This window comes from Pigmentiphaga sp. YJ18 (assembly GCF_038066655.1).
Taxonomy (GTDB): domain Bacteria; phylum Pseudomonadota; class Gammaproteobacteria; order Burkholderiales; family Burkholderiaceae_B; genus Pigmentiphaga.
Genome location: NZ_JBBUKU010000004.1, coordinates 476,037 through 498,407 on the forward strand (window position 1 = coordinate 476,037; position 22,371 = coordinate 498,407).

At 67.0% G+C, this 22,371-nt stretch carries 22 protein-coding genes; 13 read left to right on the plus strand and 9 right to left on the minus strand.

Translation table 11 applies throughout. The annotated features are described in order from the left end of the window. Nucleotides 1-63 precede the first annotated feature (63 nt). The 6 genes from boxC to WKR98_RS24760 are packed head-to-tail and all read left to right on the plus strand — an operon-like array spanning nucleotide 64 to nucleotide 5,990. Nucleotides 64-1,743: a 2,3-epoxybenzoyl-CoA dihydrolase gene (gene boxC / locus WKR98_RS24735; protein WP_341434915.1), complete on the plus strand. Its 1,680-nt coding sequence runs from the start codon at nucleotides 64-66 to the stop codon at nucleotides 1,741-1,743. Between the two features lie 32 nt (nucleotides 1,744-1,775). Next, complete coding sequence (boxB, locus tag WKR98_RS24740; protein WP_341434916.1) at nucleotides 1,776-3,203, plus strand: benzoyl-CoA 2,3-epoxidase subunit BoxB; 1,428 nt, start codon at nucleotides 1,776-1,778, stop codon at nucleotides 3,201-3,203. A 13-nt stretch (nucleotides 3,204-3,216) separates the two neighbouring features. After that, on the plus strand, nucleotides 3,217-4,491 hold the full coding sequence (gene boxA, locus WKR98_RS24745; protein ID WP_341434917.1) for a benzoyl-CoA 2,3-epoxidase subunit BoxA: 1,275 nt from the start codon (nucleotides 3,217-3,219) through the stop codon (nucleotides 4,489-4,491). A gap of 5 nt (nucleotides 4,492-4,496) precedes the next feature. Beyond that, nucleotides 4,497-5,279, plus strand: a complete 783-nt coding sequence (locus tag WKR98_RS24750) for an enoyl-CoA hydratase-related protein (RefSeq protein WP_341434918.1) — start codon at nucleotides 4,497-4,499, stop codon at nucleotides 5,277-5,279. A 23-nt stretch (nucleotides 5,280-5,302) separates the two neighbouring features. Further along, nucleotides 5,303-5,494, plus strand: coding sequence for a hypothetical protein (locus WKR98_RS29295; protein WP_445936157.1), 192 nt, complete (start codon nucleotides 5,303-5,305; stop codon nucleotides 5,492-5,494). Nucleotides 5,495-5,537: 43 nt separating this feature from the next. Next, complete coding sequence (locus WKR98_RS24760; protein WP_341434919.1) at nucleotides 5,538-5,990, plus strand: MaoC family dehydratase; 453 nt, start codon at nucleotides 5,538-5,540, stop codon at nucleotides 5,988-5,990. Nucleotides 5,991-6,010: 20 nt separating this feature from the next. Here the strand turns inward: WKR98_RS24760 and WKR98_RS24765 are convergent, their stop codons facing one another. From WKR98_RS24765 to WKR98_RS24775, 3 genes are read right to left on the minus strand one after another with little or no spacing between them, the layout of a single operon-like run. After that, a complete protein-coding gene (locus WKR98_RS24765; RefSeq protein ID WP_341434920.1) occupies nucleotides 6,011-6,289 on the minus strand; it encodes a DUF6587 family protein in 279 nt (92 codons plus the stop codon). A 16-nt stretch (nucleotides 6,290-6,305) separates the two neighbouring features. Further along, complete coding sequence (gene feoB, locus WKR98_RS24770) at nucleotides 6,306-8,153, minus strand: ferrous iron transport protein B (RefSeq protein ID WP_124690132.1); 1,848 nt, start codon at nucleotides 8,151-8,153, stop codon at nucleotides 6,306-6,308. Between the two features lie 6 nt (nucleotides 8,154-8,159). Next, complete coding sequence (locus tag WKR98_RS24775) at nucleotides 8,160-8,402, minus strand: FeoA family protein (RefSeq protein ID WP_087841524.1); 243 nt, start codon at nucleotides 8,400-8,402, stop codon at nucleotides 8,160-8,162. A gap of 188 nt (nucleotides 8,403-8,590) precedes the next feature. Here WKR98_RS24775 and WKR98_RS24780 point away from each other — a divergent pair, with 188 nt between their 5' ends. Continuing rightward, on the plus strand, nucleotides 8,591-8,809 hold the full coding sequence (locus tag WKR98_RS24780; RefSeq protein ID WP_124690131.1) for a hypothetical protein: 219 nt from the start codon (nucleotides 8,591-8,593) through the stop codon (nucleotides 8,807-8,809). A gap of 18 nt (nucleotides 8,810-8,827) precedes the next feature. Here WKR98_RS24780 and WKR98_RS24785 read toward each other — a convergent pair whose 3' ends face one another. The 5 genes from WKR98_RS24785 to WKR98_RS24805 form a co-directional block, all read right to left on the minus strand. Further along, nucleotides 8,828-9,715: a UDP-2,3-diacylglucosamine diphosphatase gene (locus WKR98_RS24785; RefSeq protein ID WP_238160065.1), complete on the minus strand. Its 888-nt coding sequence runs from the start codon at nucleotides 9,713-9,715 to the stop codon at nucleotides 8,828-8,830. A 77-nt stretch (nucleotides 9,716-9,792) separates the two neighbouring features. Beyond that, entirely contained in the window at nucleotides 9,793-10,716 is a 924-nt protein-coding gene (locus WKR98_RS24790) for an alpha/beta fold hydrolase (RefSeq protein WP_341434921.1), read from the minus strand. Further along, entirely contained in the window at nucleotides 10,713-11,474 is a 762-nt protein-coding gene (locus WKR98_RS24795) for a tetratricopeptide repeat protein (RefSeq protein ID WP_341434954.1), read from the minus strand. The genes WKR98_RS24790 and WKR98_RS24795 overlap by 4 nt, the downstream gene beginning before the upstream one ends. Before the next feature lie 512 nt (nucleotides 11,475-11,986). Next, nucleotides 11,987-14,245: a TonB-dependent receptor gene (locus WKR98_RS24800; RefSeq protein WP_341434922.1), complete on the minus strand. Its 2,259-nt coding sequence runs from the start codon at nucleotides 14,243-14,245 to the stop codon at nucleotides 11,987-11,989. A gap of 236 nt (nucleotides 14,246-14,481) precedes the next feature. Beyond that, nucleotides 14,482-14,919 carry an RDD family protein gene (locus tag WKR98_RS24805; protein ID WP_124690128.1) on the minus strand — a complete coding sequence of 146 codons (438 nt, stop codon included), beginning with the start codon at nucleotides 14,917-14,919 and terminating at the stop codon, nucleotides 14,482-14,484. A gap of 459 nt (nucleotides 14,920-15,378) precedes the next feature. On the opposite strand from WKR98_RS24805, the gene WKR98_RS24810 reads away from it, so the two are divergent. The 3 genes from WKR98_RS24810 (at nucleotide 15,379) to ilvC (ending at nucleotide 18,789) form a co-directional block, all read left to right on the plus strand. Next, nucleotides 15,379-17,100, plus strand: a complete 1,722-nt coding sequence (locus WKR98_RS24810; RefSeq protein WP_341434923.1) for an acetolactate synthase 3 catalytic subunit — start codon at nucleotides 15,379-15,381, stop codon at nucleotides 17,098-17,100. 9 nt (nucleotides 17,101-17,109) lie between these two features. After that, complete coding sequence (gene ilvN / locus WKR98_RS24815) at nucleotides 17,110-17,601, plus strand: acetolactate synthase small subunit (protein WP_087841377.1); 492 nt, start codon at nucleotides 17,110-17,112, stop codon at nucleotides 17,599-17,601. 171 nt (nucleotides 17,602-17,772) lie between these two features. Beyond that, nucleotides 17,773-18,789, plus strand: a complete 1,017-nt coding sequence (gene ilvC / locus WKR98_RS24820) for a ketol-acid reductoisomerase (protein WP_124690126.1) — start codon at nucleotides 17,773-17,775, stop codon at nucleotides 18,787-18,789. Nucleotides 18,790-18,912: 123 nt separating this feature from the next. On the opposite strand, the gene WKR98_RS24825 is transcribed toward ilvC, so the two are convergent. After that, entirely contained in the window at nucleotides 18,913-19,821 is a 909-nt protein-coding gene (locus tag WKR98_RS24825; protein ID WP_341434924.1) for a LysR family transcriptional regulator, read from the minus strand. 104 nt (nucleotides 19,822-19,925) lie between these two features. Here WKR98_RS24825 and WKR98_RS24830 point away from each other — a divergent pair, with 104 nt between their 5' ends. Genes WKR98_RS24830 through WKR98_RS24840 form a run of 3 tightly spaced genes read left to right on the plus strand, consistent with a single transcriptional unit; the run spans nucleotide 19,926 to nucleotide 22,326 of the window. After that, nucleotides 19,926-20,528 (plus strand): amino acid synthesis family protein, encoded by a 603-nt coding sequence (locus tag WKR98_RS24830; protein WP_341434925.1) that lies wholly within the window; start codon nucleotides 19,926-19,928, stop codon nucleotides 20,526-20,528. After that, on the plus strand, nucleotides 20,525-21,316 hold the full coding sequence (locus tag WKR98_RS24835; protein WP_341434926.1) for an alpha/beta fold hydrolase: 792 nt from the start codon (nucleotides 20,525-20,527) through the stop codon (nucleotides 21,314-21,316). The genes WKR98_RS24830 and WKR98_RS24835 overlap by 4 nt, the downstream gene beginning before the upstream one ends. Before the next feature lie 35 nt (nucleotides 21,317-21,351). Next, nucleotides 21,352-22,326: a Bug family tripartite tricarboxylate transporter substrate binding protein gene (locus WKR98_RS24840; protein WP_341434927.1), complete on the plus strand. Its 975-nt coding sequence runs from the start codon at nucleotides 21,352-21,354 to the stop codon at nucleotides 22,324-22,326. Nucleotides 22,327-22,371: the final 45 nt, after the last annotated feature.

A 22,371-nucleotide genomic window follows, 5' to 3' on the forward strand; every position in this document is an offset into this window, starting at 1 on the left:
TGAACTATCTTTCATTCAACTGCTAGTTGATGCACTAAGATGCATAAACGTCGAGGAGATGTCATGAGCAATGTCGTTCAGGCCGATCAGGCTTCCGGGAAGGTGGACTACCGTACGGATCCGTCCCGGTACCGGCACTGGAAGCTGAGTTTCGAGGGGCAGGTGGCGACGCTGGGCCTGGATATCGCCGAGGACGGCGGGTTGCGGCCGGGGTATCGGCTCAAGCTCAATTCCTATGATCTGGGCGTGGACATCGAACTGCACGATGCGCTGAACCGCATCCGCTTCGAGCATCCGGAAGTGCGCACGGTGGTGGTCACCAGCCTGAAGGACCGGATCTTCTGCTCCGGCGCCAACATCTTCATGCTGGGGCTGTCGACCCACGCCTGGAAGGTGAATTTCTGCAAGTTCACCAACGAGACCCGCAACGGCATCGAGGACTCCAGCCGCCATTCGGGGCTGAAGTTCCTGGCCGCCATCAACGGCGCCTGCGCCGGCGGCGGCTATGAACTGGCGCTGGCCTGCGACGATCTGGTGCTGATCGACGACAAGTCCTCGTCGGTGTCGCTGCCCGAGGTGCCGCTGCTGGGCGTGCTGCCCGGCACCGGCGGACTGACCCGCGTCACGGACAAGCGTCACGTGCGCCATGACCTGGCCGACATTTTCTGCACGACCAGCGAAGGCGTGCGCGGCCAGCGGGCGGTGGACTGGCGGCTGGTGGACTGTGCGCCCAAGCCTTCGCAGTTCGCCCAGGTGGTGCAGGAGCGCGCGCAGCGACTGGCCGAGGCCAGCGACCGGCCGGCCGGCGCGAAGGGCGTGGCCCTGGTCCGCGTCGAGCGCACCGAAGAGGCCGATGCGCTGCGCTACCGCTACGTGGACGTGCGGATAGACCGCGCCAATCGCAGCGCCGTGTTCACCGTGAAGGCGCCGGATGCGGCGCAGCCCGAGGACGTGGGCGGCATCGTGGCAGCCGGCACGGCATGGTGGCCGATGGCGATGGCGCGTGAACTGGACGACGCCATCCTGCACATGCGCACCAATGAACTGGACATCGGCACCTGGCTGCTCAAGACCCAGGGCGATGCCGCCCGGGTGCTGGCCTGCGACGCCACGCTCCAGCGCCACGCCGGCCACTGGTTCGTGCGCGAGGTCACGGGCCTTCTGCGCCGCACGCTGGCGCGGCTGGACGTCTCGTCGCGTTCGCTGTTCGCGCTGATCGAGCCGGATTCGTGCTTCGCCGGTACGCTGGCCGAACTGGCTTTCGCCGCCGACCGCGCCTATATGCTGGCGCTGCCCGACGAACCCGGTCGCGCGCCGCAGCTGACGCTGTCGGAACTGAATTTCGGCGCTTATCCGATGGTCAACGGCCAGTCGCGCCTGGACCGCCGGTTCTACGAGGAAGCCGAGCCGCTGGCCGCCGCCCGGGCGCAGATCGGCAAGGCGCTGGACGCGGACGCCGCCTACGCCCTGGGGCTGGTGACCGCGGCGCCGGACGACATCGACTGGGCCGACGAGATCCGCATCGCCATCGAGGAGCGCGCCGCCATGTCGCCGGATGCGCTGACCGGGCTGGAGGCCAATCTGCGCTTCGCCAGCCAGGAAACCATGGAAACGCGGATCTTCGGCCGCCTGAGCGCGTGGCAGAACTGGATCTTCAACCGGCCGAACGCGGTGGGGGAAAAGGGTGCCCTGAAGGTGTACGGCAAGGGCGAGAAAGCGGCCTTCGATCTGAATCGAGTGTAACCATCCGCAGTCCGGACCAACGGAGTCGAGACATGTCCAGCATCAACTACAGCGAGAAGATTCCCAACAACGTCAATCTGTCGGAGGACCGCACGCTGCAACGCGCGCTGGAACAATGGCAGCCGAACTTCCTGAGCTGGTGGGGCGACGTGGGGCCGGAAGGAAGCACGAACTACGACGTCTATTTGCGCACGGCCATCAGCGTTGATCCGCAGGGCTGGGCCCAGTTCGGCCACGTCAAGATGCCGGATTACCGCTGGGGCATCTTCCTGAACCCGGCCGAGAAGGAACGCAAGATCCATTTCGGCGACCACATGGGCGAGGCCGCGTGGCAGGACGTCCCGGGCGAACACCGCGCCAACCTGCGCCGCATCATCGTCACGCAGGGCGACACCGAGCCGGCCTCGGTCGAGCAGCAGCGCCACCTGGGCCTGACCGCGCCGTCCATGTACGACCTGCGCAACCTGTTCCAGGTCAACGTCGAGGAAGGCCGCCACCTGTGGGCCATGGTGTACCTGCTGCACCGCTATTTCGGCCGTGACGGCCGCGAGGAGGCCGAGGCGCTGCTGGACCGCCGCTCGGGCGACCAGGACAATCCCCGCATCCTGGGCGCCTTCAACGAGCGCACGCCGGATTGGCTGTCTTTCTTCATGTTCACGTATTTCACCGACCGCGACGGCAAGTTCCAGTTGAGCGCGCTGGCCGAATCGGGCTTCGATCCGCTGGCCCGTACGACCAAGTTCATGCTGACCGAGGAAGCGCACCACATGTTCGTGGGCGAGTCGGGCGTCTCGCGCGTGATCCAGCGCACCTGCGAGGTCATGAACCAGCTCAAGACCGACGACCCCGCCCGCATCCGCGCGGCCGGCGTGATCGATTTCGGCACCATCCAGCGCTACCTGAATTTCCACTACAGCGTGACGATCGACCTGTTCGGCGCCGACGAGTCCTCGAACGCCGCGGCGTTCTACAGCTCGGGCCTGAAGGGGCGATACGAGGAAGGCAAGCGCACCGACGACCACAGGCTGCGCAACGAGAACTACAAGGTGCTGGAAGTGCGCGACGGCAGGCTGGTCGAGAAGGAGGTTCCGATGCTGAACGGCCTGAACGAAGTCCTGCGCGACGACTACATCAAGGATTCGATGGCGGGCGTGGGCCGCTGGAACAAGGTGATCGAGAAGGCCGGCATACCCGTGCGGCTGACCGTGCCGCACAAGGCGTTCAATCGCCAGATCGGCTCGCTGTCGGGCGTGCGCATCTCGCCCGAGGGCCAGGTCGTGTCGCAGGCCGAATGGGACGCCAAGAAGGACCAGTGGCTGGCCACGCCGGACGACCGCGCCTTCGTCGCCTCGCTGATGGGGCGCGTGGTCGAACCGGGCAAGTTCGCCAACTGGATCGCGCCGCCGGTCATGGGCATCAATCGCCAGCCGGTGGATTTCGAGTACATCCGCTTCAACTGAGCAAGCCCTCATCATGGATACGCCAGTCCAGACGGTCGTCATCAAGCAGCACCTGATCGACCCGGAAATCTGCATACGCTGCAACACCTGCGAAGCGACGTGTCCCGTCGACGCCATCACCCACGACGACAACAACTACGTCGTGCGGGCCGATGTGTGCAATAGTTGCATGGCCTGTGTGCCGCCGTGCCCCACGGGGGCGATCGACAACTGGCGTGCCGTTCCGAAATCCGCCGCCTATAGCATCGAGGATCAGTTCACCTGGGATGAACTTCCCGGCGAACTGACTCCCGACCAATTGGCGGCGGCGGGCGCGGAAGCGGTCGAGGAAGAGGCGGTCCAGGAAGCGGCGCCGCAGCCGGCCGCCTCCGCCGCCGGCGAGGCGGCGTTCAATTCGGGTGCCCATGGCGCCACCACGCCTCCGTGGTCGGCCGCCCATGCCTACACCAACCTGTATGGCCCACGCAGTCCGATCACGGCTACCGTGGTCGGCAATGTGCGCGTCAACGAGCCGGGCACGCAGAACGAGACCCATCACATCGTGCTGGATTTCGGCTCGCTGCCATTCCCGGTGCTGGAGGGCCAGTCCATCGGCATCGTGCCGCCCGGGGCCGACGTCCAGGGCAGGGCGCATCATGCGCGGCAGTACTCCATCGCCAGTCCCCGCAATGGCGAGCGGCCCGGCTACAACAACATTTCACTGACGGTCAAGCGCGTGACGGCCGACCACCAGGGCAATCCGGTGCAAGGCCTCTGTTCGAACTATGTATGCGACCTGAAGGTCGGGGACAAGGTCCAGGTCATCGGCCCCTTCGGCGCCTCGTTCCTGATGCCCAATCATCCGCGCTCGCACATCGTGATGATCTGTACCGGGACGGGCAGCGCGCCCATGCGGGCCATGACCGAATGGCGGCGGCGGCTGCGCGGAAAGGGAAGGTTCGAGGGCGGCAAGCTGATGTTGTTCTTCGGCGCCCGGACCAAGGAAGAGCTGCCTTACTTCGGTCCCCTGATGAGCCTGCCCAAGGATTTCATCGACATCAACCTGGCGTTCTCGCGCGCGCCGGGCACGCCCAAGCGCTACGTCCAGGACCTGATGCGCGAGCGCGCCGCCGACCTGGCCGGACTGCTGCAGGATGCCAATACGCATTTCTATGTCTGCGGGCTCAAGAGCATGGAAGAGGGCGTCGTCATCGCCCTGCGCGACGTGGCCTTGCAGGCCGGGCTGAACTGGGAGGCCATTTCCGCTGCGCTCAAGCGCGAAGGCCGCCTGCACCTCGAGACCTACTAAAGCCCATGGACACTCTTCGGATAACCAGGAACGAATCGGGCGTGGTCGACGTGCGCATGGCGCGGCCCGAGGTCTTCAACGCCTTCGACGAACGGATGATCGAAGAACTGACCACGGTCTTCGCCGAGTTGGGCCGGGACGAGGCCGCGCGGGTGATCGTGCTTTCCGGGGAAGGCAAGGCCTTCAGCGCGGGGGCGGACCTGCAGTGGATGCAGCGCGCCAGCCAGGCCAGCGTGGAATGGAATCTGGAGGACGCCCGGCGCTTCGCCGCCATGCTGGACGCCATCGCGTCCTGTCCCAAGCCGACGATCGCCCGCGTCCACGGCGTGGCGCTGGGCGGCGGCGTGGGGCTGGCCTGCGCGTGCGACATGGCGGTGGCCAGCAGCGATGCCCGTTTCGCCGCCAGCGAGGCCCGTTTCGGCATCCTGCCCGCCGTCATCAGTCCCTATCTGGTCAATGCCGTGGGCAAGCGCCATGCGCAGCGCCTGGCGCTGACCGCCTCGCGCATCGACGCGCAGGCGGCGCTGCACATGGGCATGGTGCAGCAGGTGGTCGACATCGCCGACCTGGATGCCGCGGTCGAGGCGATCGTGGCTGAACTGCTGGCCAACGGCCCGCGGGCGCTGGCCGAGATCAAGGGCTTGTTCGGACAACTGGAAGTCGGCTCCATCACCCCCGAGGTGCGCGAGCTGACCGCCCGCACGATCAGCCGCGTGCGCGGTACCGACGAGGCGCGCGAGGGTTTCGCGGCCTTCCTGGCCAAGCGGCCCGCGGCCTGGATCCGATGACACCCACCCAGCAGAGTTTCCCGATGTCTCGTTCCCTGGCCGTGGATACCCAGGATTTCCGCATCGACCTTGGCGACGATGGCGTGGCCGAACTCGCCGCCTGGCCGGCCTTCGAGCATTCCCTGGCGATGGAGGTCATGGGATTCGCCGGAGCCGATGCGCGCGAAGGGTTGGCGGCCTTGAGCGAGAAGCGTCCGCCGCGTTTCGGCGGATGAGCGGCGGCTGGAGCAGGGCGTCAACAACAAGGAGAACGACGCAATGAAGTTTGCCGATTTCCACCCGGGCATGATCATCGAAGCCGGCCCCCGGCGGATCGAGGAGGCGGAGATGCTGGCCTTCGCCCGCAGCTACGATCCGCAGTGGTTCCACGTGGACGGCAAGGCCGCGGGCAAGGGGCGGTTCGGCGCGCTGATCGCCAGCGGATGGCAGACCTGCGGCATTGCGATGGACCTGGCCGTCAGGGCGGTGCTGCACGACTCCGAGTCGTTCGCGTCGCCAGGCGTCGAACAGGTGCGCTGGCCCCATCCGGTCATGGCGGGAGACGAATTGCGTTTGCGTGCCGAGGTGCTGGAAGTGCGGACCTCGCGCAGCCGGCCCGAGCTGGGCGTGCTGCGCTGGCGCTGGCATCTGTTGAACCAGGATGGGAAGGAGGTCCTGGAATTGACCGCCACGAGCCTGTTCGACCTGACGCCCGGGGCAGCGCGGGGCTGACAGCCAGCCCGGTTTCCTTTCTACTTTCTTGCGTGGACCTGGACGGTCTTGGTTTCGCCAGGGCCGCAGGTTCCGCATGTCCCGCAGCCGCTGCCGCATCCCGCGTCGGGCGCGGCGGCGCCCAGTTTCCTGCCCAGTTTTCGCAGCCAGGCGGCCTGGCCCGGGCGGTCCAGGCGGAGCGCCAGCCACGATTGCATGCGCATGCGCGTCTTGGGCGCGAAGCGGCCGAAGGCCCGGATGGCGCAGGCGGCCACGATCAGGGCTACCACCGAGAACTCGAACAGGGAATAGGCGCTCATGGAAGCCTCCCAGGTGTCAGGTCAGCATCCTCGTCACCTGATAGGTGATGAAGGATGCGATGTAAGCCAGCCCGAACAGGTAGCCGGCGGTTAGCGCGACCACCTTCCAGGAATTCGTTTCGCGCCGGATCACGGCCAGCGTCGACAGGCACTGCGGCGCGAAGATGAACCAGGCCAGCAGCGAGAACGCGGTCGCCAGCGGCCATTGGGCGGCGATCAGCGGCGTCAGCATGGTCGAGGCCGCGTCGTCGTCGGCGGCCGACAGCGCGTACACCGTGGCCAGCGCACCCACAGCGACTTCGCGCGCGGCCAGGCCGGGAATCAGCGCGATCGAAATCTGCCAGTTGAAGCCGATGGGCGCGAACACGGTCTGCAGGGCTTCCCCGATGCGGCCGGCGAAGCTGTACTCGATGGCCGGGCCGGTGGCCCCCTCGGGCGGGCCGGGGAAGCTGGACAGGAACCAGATCAGCACGGTCAGCGCCATGATGATGCCACCCACGCGCGCCAGGAAGATGCGGGCCCGCTCGACCAGGCCGGTGGCCACGTCGCGCAGGTTGGGGATGCGGTAGGAGGGCAGTTCCAGCAGCAGCGAATGTTCGGTCGTGTCCCGGCGCAGCAGCTTCATGACCCAGGACACCGCCAGCGCGCTGACGATGCCGGCCACGTACAGCGCGAACAGCGTGACGCCCTGCAGGTTGAAGATGCCCAGCACCGTGCGGCTGGGAATGAAGGCGCCGATCAGCAGCGTGTAGACCGGCAGGCGCGCCGAGCAGGTCATCAGCGGCGCGACCAGGATGGTGGCCAGCCGATCGCGCGGGTCCTGGATGGTGCGCGTGGCCATGATGCCGGGGATCGCGCAGGCGAAGCTCGACAGCAGCGGGATGAACGAACGCCCGGTCAGGCCGGCGCCCACCATCATGCGGTCCAGCAGGAAGGCGGCGCGCGGCAGGTAGCCCGACTCTTCCAGCAGCAGGATGAAGAAGAACAGGAACAGGATCTGCGGCAGGAACACCAGTACGCTGCCGGCGCCCGCGATGATGCCGTCGACCAGCAGGCTGTTGAGCATGCCCTCGGGCAGCGTTCCGCCCACCCAGGCACCCAGGGACGAGACCGAGGTCTCGATCAGGTCCATGAGCGGTTCGGCCCACGAGAACACCGCCTGGAACATCAGGAACATGACGACGGCCAGCGTGACGAGCCCCAGCACGGGATGCAGGACCCAGCGGTCGATGGCGTCGTCGATGGCGGCGGTGCGCCGCGGCATCGACACGGCCTCGCGCAGCAGCCCGTTGACCACCTGGTGCAGGTCGGCGTCGGCCGGCTGCGCCGCTGGCACGGCGGAGATGTCGCCATCGATGCGCGCCAGCAACTGCGCCGCGCCGTCGCGCTTGATCGCGACGGTTTCCACGATGGGAATGCCCAGCGCCTGCTGCAGCTTGTCGCGATCGATCTGGATGCCGCGCTTGGCCGCGGCGTCCACCATGTTGAGCGCCAGGACCATGGGCAGCCCCAGCCGCTGCAGTTCCAGCACGAAGTGCAGGTGCAGGCGCAGGTTGGTCGCGTCCACCACGGCCACCAGCAGGTCCGGCCGACGCTCGCCGGCGAAGTTGCCCATGCAGACGTCGCGGGTGATGGCTTCGTCCGGGCTGGTGGCGTGCAGGCTGTAGGCGCCGGGAAGGTCCAGCACGCTGACCTGCAGGCCCGAGGGCGTGACCAGCCGGCCCTCCTTGCGCTCGACGGTGACGCCGGCATAGTTGGCCACCTTCTGGCGGCTGCCCGTCAGCAGGTTGAACAGGGCGGTTTTTCCGCAGTTCGGGTTGCCGACCAGGGCAACGCGCAGATTGGACAAGGTAGTGGTGGACATCGGGATTCAGGAAGCGAGCGGTTCGACCAGGACCCGCGCGGCTTCGGAGCGGCGCAGGGCGAAACGGGTGAAACCGATCTGTATCAGCAGGGGGTCGGCTCCGATCGGGCCGCGCGCCACGATGCGCACGCGCTCGCCCGCCACGAATCCGAGATCGCGCAGGCGCACGGCAATGGGGTCCGCCGGGGCGGCGTCTTCGACGGCGTTGACGGCGGCGTCATGGCCGTAAGGTAGCTCGGAGAGGCGGATGGCCATGTGCTCGTTCGGTAGAAGAAAATGAAAACGATTACTAATTATAAAAGTTTTGCACCGATCCGGGGCGAATAGCCGCCATATCGGCAAGGGCAGTGCCAGAGGTAAGGAATTGCTAGCTGCTCCACCGTGGCGGCCGGGCATCGGTTATCTTGATGCCGTCACATCACCAAAAAGGGGGAGATATGAAGGCATCCGTCATCGTCGGCCTGCTGCTGATCGTGCTGGGCGTGGTCGCGCTGGGCTACAAGGGCTTTTCGTACACGTCGGAAGAAACGCTGCTCAAGGTCGGTCCGGTCGAGGCCACCGCCGATACCCGGAAGACGGTTCCCATTCCCACCTGGGCCGGCGTGGCCGCCATCGTGGTCGGCGCCGCGGTGATCGTGCTGGGACGCAGGCGCTGATCGCCGCCTTCGGGCGGGTCAGACGTCGGCCGTTTCGGTCTGCGAGCTTTCGCGGGCCGGCTGGGGCGCGGGGCGGGGCGCCAAGGCCGAGGGCAGGGCGGGCAGTTCCAGCGGCCGGCGCCGCCTGGACTTGACCGCCGCCGGCTCGCCCGCGTCGGTCAGATGGGTCCAGTACACCAGCTGCAGCTGGCCGTGCTCGTCCTCGACCAGGGCCGACAGGCTTTCCACCCAATCCCCGTCATTGCAGTACAGCACCCCATCCACATGCCGGATCTCCGGCTTGTGGATGTGGCCGCACACGACGCCGTCGTAGCCCTGGCGCCTGGCCTCGTTGACCAGCACGTCCTCGAAGTTGGTGATGAAGGACACGGCGTTCTTCACCTTGTGCTTCAGGTACTGGGACAGCGACCAGTAGTGCAGTCCCAGGCGGCGGCGCACGCGGTTGAAGTGCAGGTTCAGCCACAGCGCGAAGGTGTATAGCGTGTCGCCCAGGTGGGCCAGCCACTTGCTGTGCTGGATCACGCCGTCGAACTGGTCGCCGTGGGTGACCCACAAGCGCTTGCCGTCGGCCGTGACGTGGACGGCGTCTTCCTGGACCTGGATGTCGCCGAAGGCATAGCCGATGAACTGCCGGGCGAATTCATCGTGGTTGCCGGGAATGAATACGACGCGCGTCCCCTTGCGCGCCTTGCGCAATACCTTCTGCACCACGTCGTTGTGGGCCTGGGGCCAGGTCCAGCTCTTGCGGAGCTGCCAGCCGTCGATGATGTCGCCGACCAGGTAAAGGGTCTCGGCCTCGTTGTGCTTGAGGAAATCCAGCAGGTGGCTGGCGTTGCAGCCGGCGGTTCCCAGATGCAGATCCGAGATCCAGATGGTGCGCCATTGGGTAGGGAGCGATGTCGTCACGCTGGCCGGGAGGATGTTTCCATGGAATGAATGGAAACATGCCGCGATGACGTGTTTGTGACGGTCCCGGACCGTTGTCAGGCCGCGTCGCTTTCCGCCGTTTCCAGGGCGTGCAGGGCCGACAGGCGTTGTTCGATGAAAGCCCGCACGCCGGCATCGTGGGCCAGGGCCATGTGTCCCACACGGGCCACCACGAGGCGGGCCGCGGCGCCCGGCAGCAGGGCGCGATCGACGGGGCAGACGATGTTGTCGTGGTGCGAGGCGATGCAGGTGCACCGGCCGGCCACCGCCGGGGTCTCGGCGGTCTGCAAGTCGCACAGCCAGGGACTGTCGGGCAGCATCTGGGCCGCGCATTCCCCGCGCCCGAAGCGTGCGTGCCAGGTACCCCGGTGCGGCGTGCCCAGGGTGATGACGTGGCCGATGGGCGCGTCGGGCGCGAGGCGCAGCGCGGCCCGCGTCGCGAGGCCGCCCATGCTGTGCGCGATCACGGTCACTCGCTCGTGGCCCGTGCGCAGCGCCAGGGCGGCGGCCTCGGCGGCCACCTGCTTGCCGAATCCGTCTATGCCGGCCCGGGGCGGTTCCAGGTCCAGCGCGGCGACGATCCAGCCGCGCGCGGCCAGCCAGGTATCGAAGTCGCGCCAGACGCCGCGGTTGCAGCCGTAGCCGTGCACCAGCAGCACGGCGCCGCGCGCATGGGCCGGCATGCGGATGGGCCAGCGGTGCCGCCACGGGATGTCGAGGTACATGTTGCGCAGGGAAAGGTAGATTTCCTTGGGCATGGCGGCCAGCCAGCCGGGCGGGCCGGCGGGGCCGCCGCGGTCGGTCAGCAGCCTGGCCAGCGCGAAGCCCAGGGCGACGACCGCCGCGTGGATGACGACGGCCAGCAAGAGCGCGGCCAGCAGGGCGGCGGGCCAGGGCAGCCAGGCCGACAGGGCCCAGGAGGTCAGCGCCACCAGGAGCGCCACGCCGAGCGTGAACCCGCGCATGGCCCAAGCCATCATGCGGCGGGGCCTCGCGTGGCCGGGCGTACGGCCAGTTCGGCGGCCTTGGCGCGCACGCGTGCGTCGGCGACCTGTTCCAGGAAGGCGCGGGCCTTGGCGAGAAAGGCCGGGGTGGCGGTTGCGGGCAGGCGGTCGAGCCAGGGCAGTGCGGTGTCGATGTCGCCGCGCTCGATCAAGAGGCGCGCGTAGTTGAACTGTCCGCGGAAGTCGCCTCCCTCGGCCGCGCGGCGGTAGTGTTCGAGGGCCTGCTGTTTGTCGACCGGGACTTCCCAGCCGTCTTCGTGGAAGCCGCCGATGATGTTGATCGATTTCGCATGGCCCAGCGCCGCCGCTTTTTCGAACCATGCCAGCGCCTGGGGCCGGTCGGTGGAAACGCCTTCGCCCAGCGCCAGGGCGGTGGCGTAGTTGTACATGCCCCAGTCCAGTCCCTGCTGCGCGGCCAGCCGGTACCAGTAGGTCGCCAGCACGAGGTTCACCGGCACGCCCCAGCCGTGGTGGTGGCATTGGCCGAGCATGTTCATGGCCATGGGATGGTCGGCGTCGGCGGCGCGCTTGAACCAGTACACGGCCTGTTCCCGATCGACGGGCAGGCCCTGGCCGTCCAGCAGCATCTGTCCGAACACCGCCTGGGCCTCGACGACGCCCCCCTCGGCCGCGGCCCGTACCCACGCCGCGGCGCGCTCGCGCGGGCCGCGAAGGATCTCGGCCAGGTCGTCGGCGGTGGCGGCGTTCAGTTGCTGTGGAGAGATGGGCTCCATGGTTTTGGGGGTGTTGATGGGACTCATGGGATTGTGCATCAAAGAACTTGGGTTCCAAACACGGCCGTGTCCGGGGGCGCGGGGCCGCATGGGGCGCAACGGAGCCGGTCCCGGCCTTTGGCCGGGACTTCCCGGCGTTCAGGCACTTGGCGGGGCGGGCGCAGAACTCGGGCGGGCACAGTCCCCCGGACTGTGCCTACTGCCGCCCTCAAACAGCTGCGCCCTTGCTTCCCCGCCAAGCACCTGAACGCCGGCGGCTCCAATGCGCCCCATGCGGCCCCGCGCCCCCGGACACGGCCTGCAACGTCGCGAAGCGTGGCTCACATGGAGCGGGGTAGGGCGGAAAAGAAAAGAGGCGCCTTGCTTACGCAAGGCACCTCCCACAGACAAACCAGGACACGCAGAATAGCCGCCCCCCGCCAGCCCGGTAGTTTCCAGGGATGCGGTGGATCCGGCTTTGCCGGTCCACCCGCATCGCCCCCTGGGGGGCGCGCGTAAGCGCGTAGGGGGGGTCAATATTTTAAGTTGAGGTTCAGGATCGCGGCGCGGCCCGCGCCGACCGACGCGTAGTGCGTCGAGTAGGTCGTGGTGAAGTAGCGCTTGTCGGTCAGGTTCATCAGATTCAGCTGCAGGCTGACGTTGCGGTTGATCCGATAGGCCGCCATCGCGTCGAAGCGGGTGTAGCCGGGGATGTAACGGCGCACCGCCGCGTTCGAGCCGTATTGCTTGCTGGAGATGAACACGCCACCGCCGATCGAGAAGTCGCTATTGATGGCGTACGTGGTCCACAGCGTGGCCGTGTGCTTGGGCGTGTTGGGGAACGCCTGGCCGCTGGCGGCCGCGGTGTCACGGCCCAGGTCGCGGACTTCGCTGTCCAGGAACGTGTAGCCGCCGAACACTTGCCAGGCCTTGGTGATGCTGCCCGAGGCGCCGACTTCGAAGCCGTTGATGCGGCGGTTGCCGGCCATGGCGTAGGTGCCGTCGGGCTGGGTTACGCGGGCGTTCGTGGTGTCGATGCGGAAGATCGCCCCGGACAGCGCCAGGCGGTTGTCCAGCACGTTCCACTTGGTGCCGATTTCCAGCGAACGGTTCTTTTCCGGAGCCATGTCCTTGGCGTTGACGCCCACGCCGCCACGCCCCGGGACAATGCCCTGGGATTCCGAGCCCTGGCCCAGGGTGGAGTTCGCCGGCGTCGACGACGTGCCGTACGACACGTAGACGCTGCCGTTCTTGGCCGGCTTGTAGATCAGGCCGAGCTGGTAGTTGAACAGCGTATCGCTGCGGCCCACGTCGGCGGTCGGGCTGACCAGGCCGGTCTTGTAGTTGTCCACGCGCGCGCCGAGGTTGGTCAGCCACTTCTCGCTCAGCTTGATGGTGTCGAAGCCGTAGACCGAGAAGGTGGTGGCCTTGAAGTGGTTGTTGCGCTCGCCTTCGACCGTCGAGCCGTTCCACGGATCGTTGGGATTGGGATTGTAGAGGTCCGTGCAGTTGTAGCCGGACGGCGCGCCGACACCCGCCGCGCAAGTCGCGGCTCCGGTGTTGTTGGGGCTCGGCAGCGTGCGTGCCACGGTGTACGAGCCGGTATCCGATTTCTCGCGGGAGATCTCGATGCCGGTGTTGAAGCTGTGCTCGTAGCCGCCCAGGTTGGCCTGGCCGAACAGTTCGGTCTGGTTGGCGATGGTGTGCACGCCGCCGGTGCGGGACTTCGCGTTGCGCCAGACGCGGCCGTCGTTCACGTTGCCCTGGCTGTCATCGGGATTGGTCCACACATAGCGCTGGTCCACGGACGTGTAGCGCAGCGTGTTGCGCACCGTGAGATTGCTGCTGATGTCGTGTTCGACGCGGGCGGTGGCGACGTCCGAGCGGGTCTTGTAGAAGTCGCTTTTCAGGCCGTAGAAGTTGTCCATGTTGACGGTGACGGGGCGGATCGCGGTGACGCCGGCCGGAACCTTGTTGCCGTACATGAACGGGATGCCGGAGTCCGGCGTATCGTCGGTCTGGATGTGCGAATAGCTGAGGGTGACGCGGGTGGGCGTATTCAGGCCCCAGGTGAACGAGGGGGCGATACCCCAGCGGGACACGTCCACGCCGTTGCGGCCCGCCACGTCGGCATCGTGCGCCATCGCGTTCAGGCGGAAGGCCATGTTGTCGCCCAGCAACCAGTTGCCGTCGACCGTGGCGCGCTTGTAGTTGTCCGTGCCCAGGCCCAGCGTGGCATTGGTGAACTTCTCGGCCTTGGGCGTCTTGGTGATCAGGTTGATGCTGCCGCCCGCGCCACCGCGGCCGCCGTAGGCCCCGTCCGGACCCTTGATGACCTCGATCTGTTCGAGGTTGAAGACTTCACGCGTCACGGCGCCGATATCGCGCATGCCATCGACGTACGTGCTCGATTGCGCGTCGTAGCCACGGATGAACGGCCGGTCGCCCAGCGGGTTGCCGCCTTCGCCGGCCCCGAACGAGATGCCGGGTGTCAGGCGCAGCGCTTCGGTCAGGGTGGTGGACGCCGTGTTCTCGATGATTTCCTGGGGGATGACGGTGACGCTCTTGGGCGTGTCCAGCAGCGGCGCGGTGAATTTCTGCGAGGCCGACTGGTCGGCCTTGTACGCCGATTCGGCTTCGCCGCGCACCGTGATGGGCGCGAGCTGGCCGCTGGTGCGGGGCGCGTCGGCCGAGGTGGTGTTCTGCGCCTGGGCCTGGACGGCCGGCACGAACGTGAGCGCGCTGATGGCGGCCGCCAAGGTATTGAACCTGAACTGGTTCGTAGGTATCACCGTGAAATCCCCCAAAGCTGGGCGCGAGGCCCGTCATGAATGCGGGGCGGGGTGCCTGGCCCCCACCCTCGATGAAATGAGATGAAACTCTAACGAAGAATGATTCGCATTCTTCGATGACCAGGGAAGATAGGCGTCGTCGGCTTACAGAAAGCTGAACATCGACTGGCCGGCAGGGGATTTCGGGAAAAATGCAACATCAGGCGCCGGATTTGCGGCGCCTGATGAGGGATGGGTCAACGGGTGGAGACGAGACGGGTGCCGACTAGGCGGTCGTGCGGGAACTGGCGGTCGCGGTCGAAGAAGGTCCAGACGAAACCCAGGCCGGTCAGGGTGAAGGGCCAGGCCAGGACGTAGCGCAGCACGGCCTTCCAGACTGGGGGGCGGCCGCCGTTGGCGTCGACCAGCCGGATGTGCCAGGTCTTCATCGGCAGGGTCTGACCGCCCAGCCGCCAGCACAGCACGAAATAGACGCCGATGACGCAGAACAGCCACGCCTGGCGTTCGTGCCGCAGCATGAGCGCGTGCCGGCTCTGGGTCAGGGTGTCGAACAGGTAGTCGGCCACGAACACCACCCCGAACAGCAGGATGGCTTCGTACATCATGCAGGCGAACCGGCGCCAGCGGCCCGGCGCGGCCTGGGGGGCGGGGGAAGCGGATGGGGTGTCGTTCATGGGGCGCTACGATAACCCGAGCGCGGCCGGCTACGCCCGGCCGCGCCCGCGACCCGGGGGAAAGTCCCAGTCGCTGCGGCGAGCCTTGACCGCACCGCAACATTCCTGATAGCCTAGCGGGCTCGCCGAAAGCGTTACAAAAGCCAACGGCAGAGAGCTTCATCTGGCGCCAGGCACCCCTGCGCGCCATGCAGTGCAGTCAACCAAGCCTGGCCCGCGCCAAAAGCGTTGTGGCGGCCTTAGCCCCAGGGGCGAAGGCAGTCCGGTCCCGGCCTTCCGTTTCAACCTTCAGTGCTCGTTCCGGTGAACGTGCGCGAGGTCGGCAGGGTGGGCGAGTGGAACGGTTCCGTGAACCGTGAAGCGTCGCCGCATGTTGCCGGTGCCCGCGCAGGTTTGGTTTCCCTGCCGATGGCAGTACCGCCCGGGGCGTCAGCGCGAACTTGAATGGACGAAAATCCAATGGAACTCACAGGCGCAGAGATCGTCGTGCGCGCCCTGGCCGACGAAGGTGTCGAACATGTGTTCGGCTATCCGGGCGGCTCGGTCTTGTACATCTACGACGAGATCTTCAAGCAAGACAGATTCAAGCACATCCTGGTGCGTCACGAGCAGGCAGCCGTGCACGCCGCGGACGCGTATTCGCGCGTATCGAACCGCGTCGGCGTGGCGCTGGTCACCAGCGGTCCCGGCGTGACCAACGCGGTCACCGGCATCGCCACCGCCTACATGGATTCGATTCCCATGGTGGTGCTGACCGGCCAGGTGCCCACCTCGGCCATCGGCCAGGATGCATTCCAGGAAGCTGACACGGTCGGCATCACCCGGCCGTGCGTCAAGCACAACTTCCTGGTCAAGGACGTCAAGGACCTCGCGGACGTCATCCGCAAGGCCTTCTACATCGCCCGCACCGGCCGTCCCGGTCCCGTGCTGGTCGACATTCCCAAGGACATCACGATCGCTCGCGGGAAATACACCCCGCCCACGGGCGAGATCAAGATGCGTTCCTACTCGCCCGTCGTGAAGGGACACCAGGGCCAGATCAAGAAGGCGGTCCAGCTGCTGCTGCAGGCCGAGCGCCCCATGATCTACACCGGCGGCGGCGTGATCCTGTCCGACGCCGCGCCCGAGCTGACCAAGCTCGTGCAGATGCTGGACATGCCCTGCACCAACACGCTGATGGGCCTGGGCGCGTTCCCCGCGGATGACCGCCGCTTCGTGGGCATGCCAGGCATGCACGGCACCTACGAAGCCAACATGGCGATGCAGCACTGCGACGTGCTGGTGGCCATCGGCGCCCGCTTCGACGACCGCGTCATCGGCAATCCCAAGCATTTCGCGCAGAACGCCCGCAAGATCGTCCACATCGACATCGACCCGTCGTCGATCTCCAAGCGCGTGAAGGTCGACGTGCCCATCGTGGGCGACGTCAAGGACGTGCTGCTGGACTTCCTGGCGCAGGTCGAGGCCTCGCTCAAGGAAACCCGGCGCAATCCCGAGCAGATCGCCGGATGGTGGAAGCAGATCGGTGCCTGGCGCGAGCGCGAGTGCCTGAAGTACAAGTCCTCCGACGAAGTCATCAAGCCGCAGTTCGTGATCGAGAAGCTGTGCGAGATCACCCGCGGCGAAGCCTTCGTGACCTCGGACGTGGGCCAGCACCAGATGTGGGCCGCGCAGTACTACCGCTTCAACAAGCCGCGCCGCTGGGTCAATTCCGGTGGCCTGGGCACCATGGGCGTCGGCCTGCCGTACGCCATGGGCGTGCAGATGCTGCATCCGGATGCCGACATCGCCGTCATCACCGGCGAAGGCTCGATCCAGATGAACATCCAGGAGCTGTCGACCTGCCAGCAGTACCATCTCAGCCCCAAGATCCTGTGCCTGAACAACCGGTACCTGGGCATGGTGCGCCAGTGGCAGCAGATCGACTACGGTTCGCGCTATGCCGAGTCGTACATGGATTCGCTGCCTGACTTCGTCAAGCTGGTCGAGGCCTACGGCCACGTCGGCATGCGCATCGAAAGCCCGCGCGACGTCGAGGGCGCGCTGCGCGAAGCCTTCACCACGCACAAGAAACGCCTGGTGTTCCTGGATATCATCACGGACCGCACGGAAAACGTGTGGCCCATGGTGAAGGCCGGCAAGGGCCTGACCGAGATGCTGCTCGGTTCCGAAGACCTTTAAGGAGCGCACATGAGACATGCCATATCCGTGCTCCTGGAGAACGAAGCCGGCGCACTTTCCCGGGTGGTTGGGCTTTTCTCGGCCCGCGGCTACAACATCGAGACCCTGACCGTCGCCCCGACCGAGGATGCCACGCTTTCGCGCATGACCATCGTCACCTCGGGCTCCGACGACGTCATCGAGCAGATCACCAAGCACCTGAACCGCCTGGTCGAGGTGGTCAAGGTGGTGGACCTGACCGAGGCGCCGCACATCGAGCGCGAACTGATGCTGATCAAGGTTCGCGCGGTGGGCAAGGAGCGCGAGGAAATGAAGCGGATGGTCGATATTTTCCGCGGCCATATCGTCGACGTGACCGACAAGAGCTATACCGTCGAACTGACCGGCGACAAGGGCAAGCTGGACGCCTTCATCGAGGCGCTCGATCGTGCCAGCATTCTTGAAACGGTGCGCACCGGCAGCTGCGGCGTGGGTCGTGGCGAACGGGTATTGAAAATCTGACCCCCCCTACGCGCTTACGCGCGCCCCCCAGGGGGCGGCACTGGCGGACCGGCGGAGCCGGATCCGCTGTGCCCTGGGTTCCGGAGGTTTTTTACTTCGGGGTTGGGGTGGGGGCGGTTGTGTTTTTTTGAATTTTGAATCTTGAGTTTTGAATTGATTCCGGAGAATCTCATGAAAGTTTTCTACGATAAAGATTGTGATCTGTCGCTGATCAAGGGCAAGACCGTCGCCATCATCGGCTACGGTTCGCAAGGCCATGCCCATGCCCAGAACCTGAACGACTCCGGCGTCAAGGTCGTGGTCGGCCTGCGCAAGGGTGGCGCGTCGTGGGACAAGGCCGCCAACGCCGGCCTGACGGTCAAGGAAGTGAACGAGGCGGTGAAGGATGCCGACGTCGTCATGATCCTGCTGCCCGACGAGAACATCGCCAAGGTCTACGCCGAGAACGTCGGCCCCAACATGAAGAAGGGCGCCGTGCTGGCCTTCGCCCATGGCTTCAACGTCCACTACGGCGCCGTCGTGCCCCGCGAAGACATCGACGTCATCATGGTCGCTCCCAAGGCCCCCGGCCATACCGTGCGCGGCACGTACACCCAGGGCGGCGGCGTGCCCCACCTGGTGGCCGTGCATCAGGACAAGTCCGGCGCCGCCCGCGACATCGCCCTGTCGTACGCCATGGCCAACGGCGGCGGCCGTGCCGGCATCATCGAGACCAACTTCCGCGAAGAAACCGAAACGGACCTGTTCGGCGAACAAGCCGTGCTGTGCGGCGGTACCGTCGAGCTGATCAAGGCTGGCTTCGAGACGCTGGTGGAAGCCGGCTACGCGCCCGAGATGGCCTACTTCGAGTGCCTGCACGAGCTCAAGCTGATCGTCGACCTGATCTACGAAGGCGGCATCGCGAACATGAACTACTCGATCTCGAACAACGCGGAATACGGCGAGTACGTCACCGGCCCGCGCATCGTGAACGAAGACACCAAGAACGCCATGCGCGCCGTCCTGAAGGACATCCAGACCGGCGAATATGCCAAGAGCTTCCTGCTGGAGAACATGGCCGGCGCCCCGACGTTGAAGTCGCGCCGTCGTTTGAACGCCGAGCACGATATCGAGGTGGTTGGCGGCAAGCTGCGCGACATGATGCCCTGGATCCGCAAGAACAAGCTGGTCGATCAGAGCAAGAACTAGAACCCCCCCCTACGCGCTTGCGCGCGCCCCCCAGGGGGCGATGCGGGTGGACCGGCAAAGCCGGATCCACCGCATCCTGGGTCTTGAACCCTCACGCTTGCGTGGGGGTTTTTCTTTTGCCAGTCAGGAGAGGAGTTCACCGCCTTTGTCGGCGGCGAGCTCGCGCATCAGTTCGACCAGCAGCTCGTGCATGTGGCGGGCGGCGGGGGAGAGGCTTTGGCCGGGGCGGGTGACCAGGCCGACGGTGCGGGCGATGACGGGGCGGTGCAGGCGGACGAAGGCCAGTTTGTGGCGGCGTGCCGGGCGGGCCAGGGTGGGAAGGATGGTGATGCCCAGGCCCGAGCGCACGCTGGCGATGAGCGAGGTCCGGTTGGTGACGGTCATGCTGGGCGTGGCCACCCATGGCGGGATGTCGGGGTGGCGCAGGGCTTCGAAGGTGGCGTTGGCGATCAGGCGTTCGCCCTGGAGTTCGTTCCAGTCCACGGGCTTGCGCCGTCCGGCCAGGCGATGCGAGGGCGGGCAGATGATGCCGAATTCGTCGCGCGCGATGGGCAGGAAGTCCAGCCGGGGTTCGTCGGCCAGGAGGCCGGCGATGCCGATGTCGACTTCGCCGCTCAGCACCAGCTGGCGCACGGCCTGCGAAGGCATGTCGATGGCCCGCAGGCGGACCTGGGGAAACCGGCGGGTGTAGCGGTCCAGGATGTCGGGCAGCCATTCGTCCGCCAGCGAAGGCATGACCGCCAGCGACACCGAGCCGTGGCGCGCCTGCGCCAGTTCGTTGGCTTCCAGCCGGACGCGGTCGTGGATCGCCAGCAGTTCGCGGAACAGGGGCAGCAGGCTCCAGCCCAGCGGCGTGGGGCGGGCCCGTTTGCCGGGTTCGAACAGGGCGGCGCCCACCTGGCGTTGCAGGTCGTCCATGGCGGCGGAGACGGCGGCCTGCGAACGGAAGGTGGCCTGGGCCGCCGCGAGGAAGCTGCCGCTGTCGACGGCGGCCACGAATTGCCGCAGGTGCTGGATCTTGAATGGGTCCATGCGGGTTCCGGAAATTCAGGTTTTCCGAATTTTATTTCCACAAATTTGCCTTGGCAAAATCTGGAGCCGTGGCGACCATGTCCCCAGGACAAGAAGGAGGTCGCATGACGCTGGAAGTGCGCAAGGTCGTTTCGTATGTCGAGGAAACGCGGGTGGAAGGGGGCAGGAAGGCCGGGCGGCCCCTATTGATGGTGCTGAGCGCCGCGGTCCTGAAGAATCCGTGGGCGGGAAAGCCATACACCGAGGACCTGCGCCCGGAGATCCTGCGCATCGCGCCGCCGCTGGGCGATCTGCTGGTCGGGGAAATCCTGAAGCACACGGGATCCGGCGAGCGCGTGGAAGGCTATGGCAAGGCCGCCGTGGTCGGGGCCGACGGCGAGGTCGAGCACGCCTCGGCGCTGATCCATACGCTGCGCTTCGGGAACACGTACCGGAACGCGGTGGGCGGCACGAGCTATCTGAGTTTCACCAACTCGCGGGGCGCGATGGGCTGCCCCATCGTCGTGCCGATGATGCACAAGAACGACGAGGGGATGCGGTCCCATTACCTGACGGTGCAGGCGACCATCGCCGACGCGCCGGCGGCGGATGAAGTCGTCGTCGCGCTGGGCGCCAGCGTGGGCGGCCGGCCGCACCACCGCATCGGCGACCGTTACCAGGACATGCGCGAGATGGGCCTGGACCCGTCCGGGAAGGAGGCCTCGTGATCTGGCCGACCCGCGTGGTCCGCAGCGGCGCGGGGGCCCCCGTCGTCCTGATCCATGGCGTCGGCCTGGACCTGGGCATGTGGGACGAACTGGCGCGGGCGCTGGACGGGGAGTTCGAACTGATCCGCTATGACATGCTGGGGCACGGCGGCACGCCCCTGCCGGCGGGCGAGGCGGAGCTGGACCGGTACGTGGCGCAATTGGGCGAGGTGCTGTGCGCGGAGGGCTTGCGCCAGCCCTGCGTGGTGGGATATTCGATGGGGGGGCTGGTGGCCGGGCGTTTTGCCGCGCGCCATCCTGGCGACGTGGGGAAGCTGGTGCTGATGAGCACGGTCTTTCGCCGTACCGAAGCCGAGCGCCACGCCGTGCGGGCCAGGCTGGAGCAGGCCGAGGACGGGGACGAGGTGGCGGGCGCGCAGGCATCCGTCGAGCGCTGGTTCTCGCCCGCCTTCATCCAGGCGGCGCCGGGCCGTGTCGAGGCGATCCGGCAGCGGCTGCTGGCCAACCGGCGTCAGGATTTCCTGGCGGCCTATCGCATCTTCGCCGGCGCGGATGGCGTTCTGCCCGAGGCGGCGCCGCAGATCCGCTGTCCGGCCTTGGTGCTGACGGGCGACCAGGATACCGGGTCCACGCCCCGCATGGCCGAGGAGTTGGCGCGGTCCATTCCCGACGCCGCGCTGCGGATCGTGCCGGGACAGAAGCACATGTTGCCCGTCGAGGGCGTGATGGCTGCCGCGGCGGCGCTCAGGGACTTCCTGGGGCCCGGCGGTACGCGAAGGGCCGCCTGAGCGGCCCGCACCCATACCAAGCAAGGAGACAAGACATGCAACGCAGACACATGCTGGGCGCGATGGCCGCGCTGGCGTCCTCGGCCTACCTGGGGAAGGGGCACGCGCAAGGCGCGGGCGGCAACGTCCCGCTGCACGTGGTGGTGCCGTTCCCGCCCGGCGGCGGCACGGACGTGCTGGGGCGGGCCATCGGCTACCGGCTGGAAAAACTGCTGGGCCGGCCGGTCGTGGTCGAGAACAAGCCCGGGGCCAGCGGCATCGTCGGCGCCGAATACGTGGCCAAGTCCGATCGCGATGGCAACACGCTGCTGTTCTCGGGGCTGGTGCCGTCCGTGCGCTACTACAGCCGTCCGCTGTCGCAGATCGGCGCGGAACTGGCGCCGGTGTGCATGATCGCCCGTTCGCCCTATCTGGTCGCGGTCAATCCCGGCGTGCCGGCGAAGACGCTGGGCGAGTTCGTGCAGCTGGCCAGGAGCAAGCCCGGCACGCTGACTTTCGGTTCGCCGGGCAATGCCACGCCGCAGCACCTGGCGACGGAGCGTTTCCGTTCGCAGGTTGGCATCGACATCCTGCACGTGCCGTATCGCGGCACGGGGCCGATGATGACCGACCTGCTGGGCGGCCAGATCCAGCTGGTGTTCGCGACGGTGGCGGCGGCCGAGCAGCACGTGAAGTCCGGCCGCCTGCGCGCGCTGGCGGTGACCAGCGCCGACCGGCTGGATCGCCTGCCCGACGTGCCCACCGTGGCGGAGGCGGGCATCCCGGACTTCGTGGCCGAGATCGCCTTCGGCACCTATGTCGCGGCGGGCACCGCGGCGGCGGCGATAGGCGGCCTGAACCGGGCGATCAACCAGGCGCTGACCGATGCGGAGGTGCGCGGCAAGCTGATCGAGCAGGGTTTCATTCCCGTGGGCGGCGCGCCCGCGGACCTTGAAAAAAGCCTGCTGGCCGAGGTCAAGGCGGTGTCCGACCTGGTCCGCTCGGGCAAGGTGCGCATCGACGCCGCCTGACGCCGGGCCCGTCTCGTCAGCGGCGGGGACCGTGCATCCATCCGC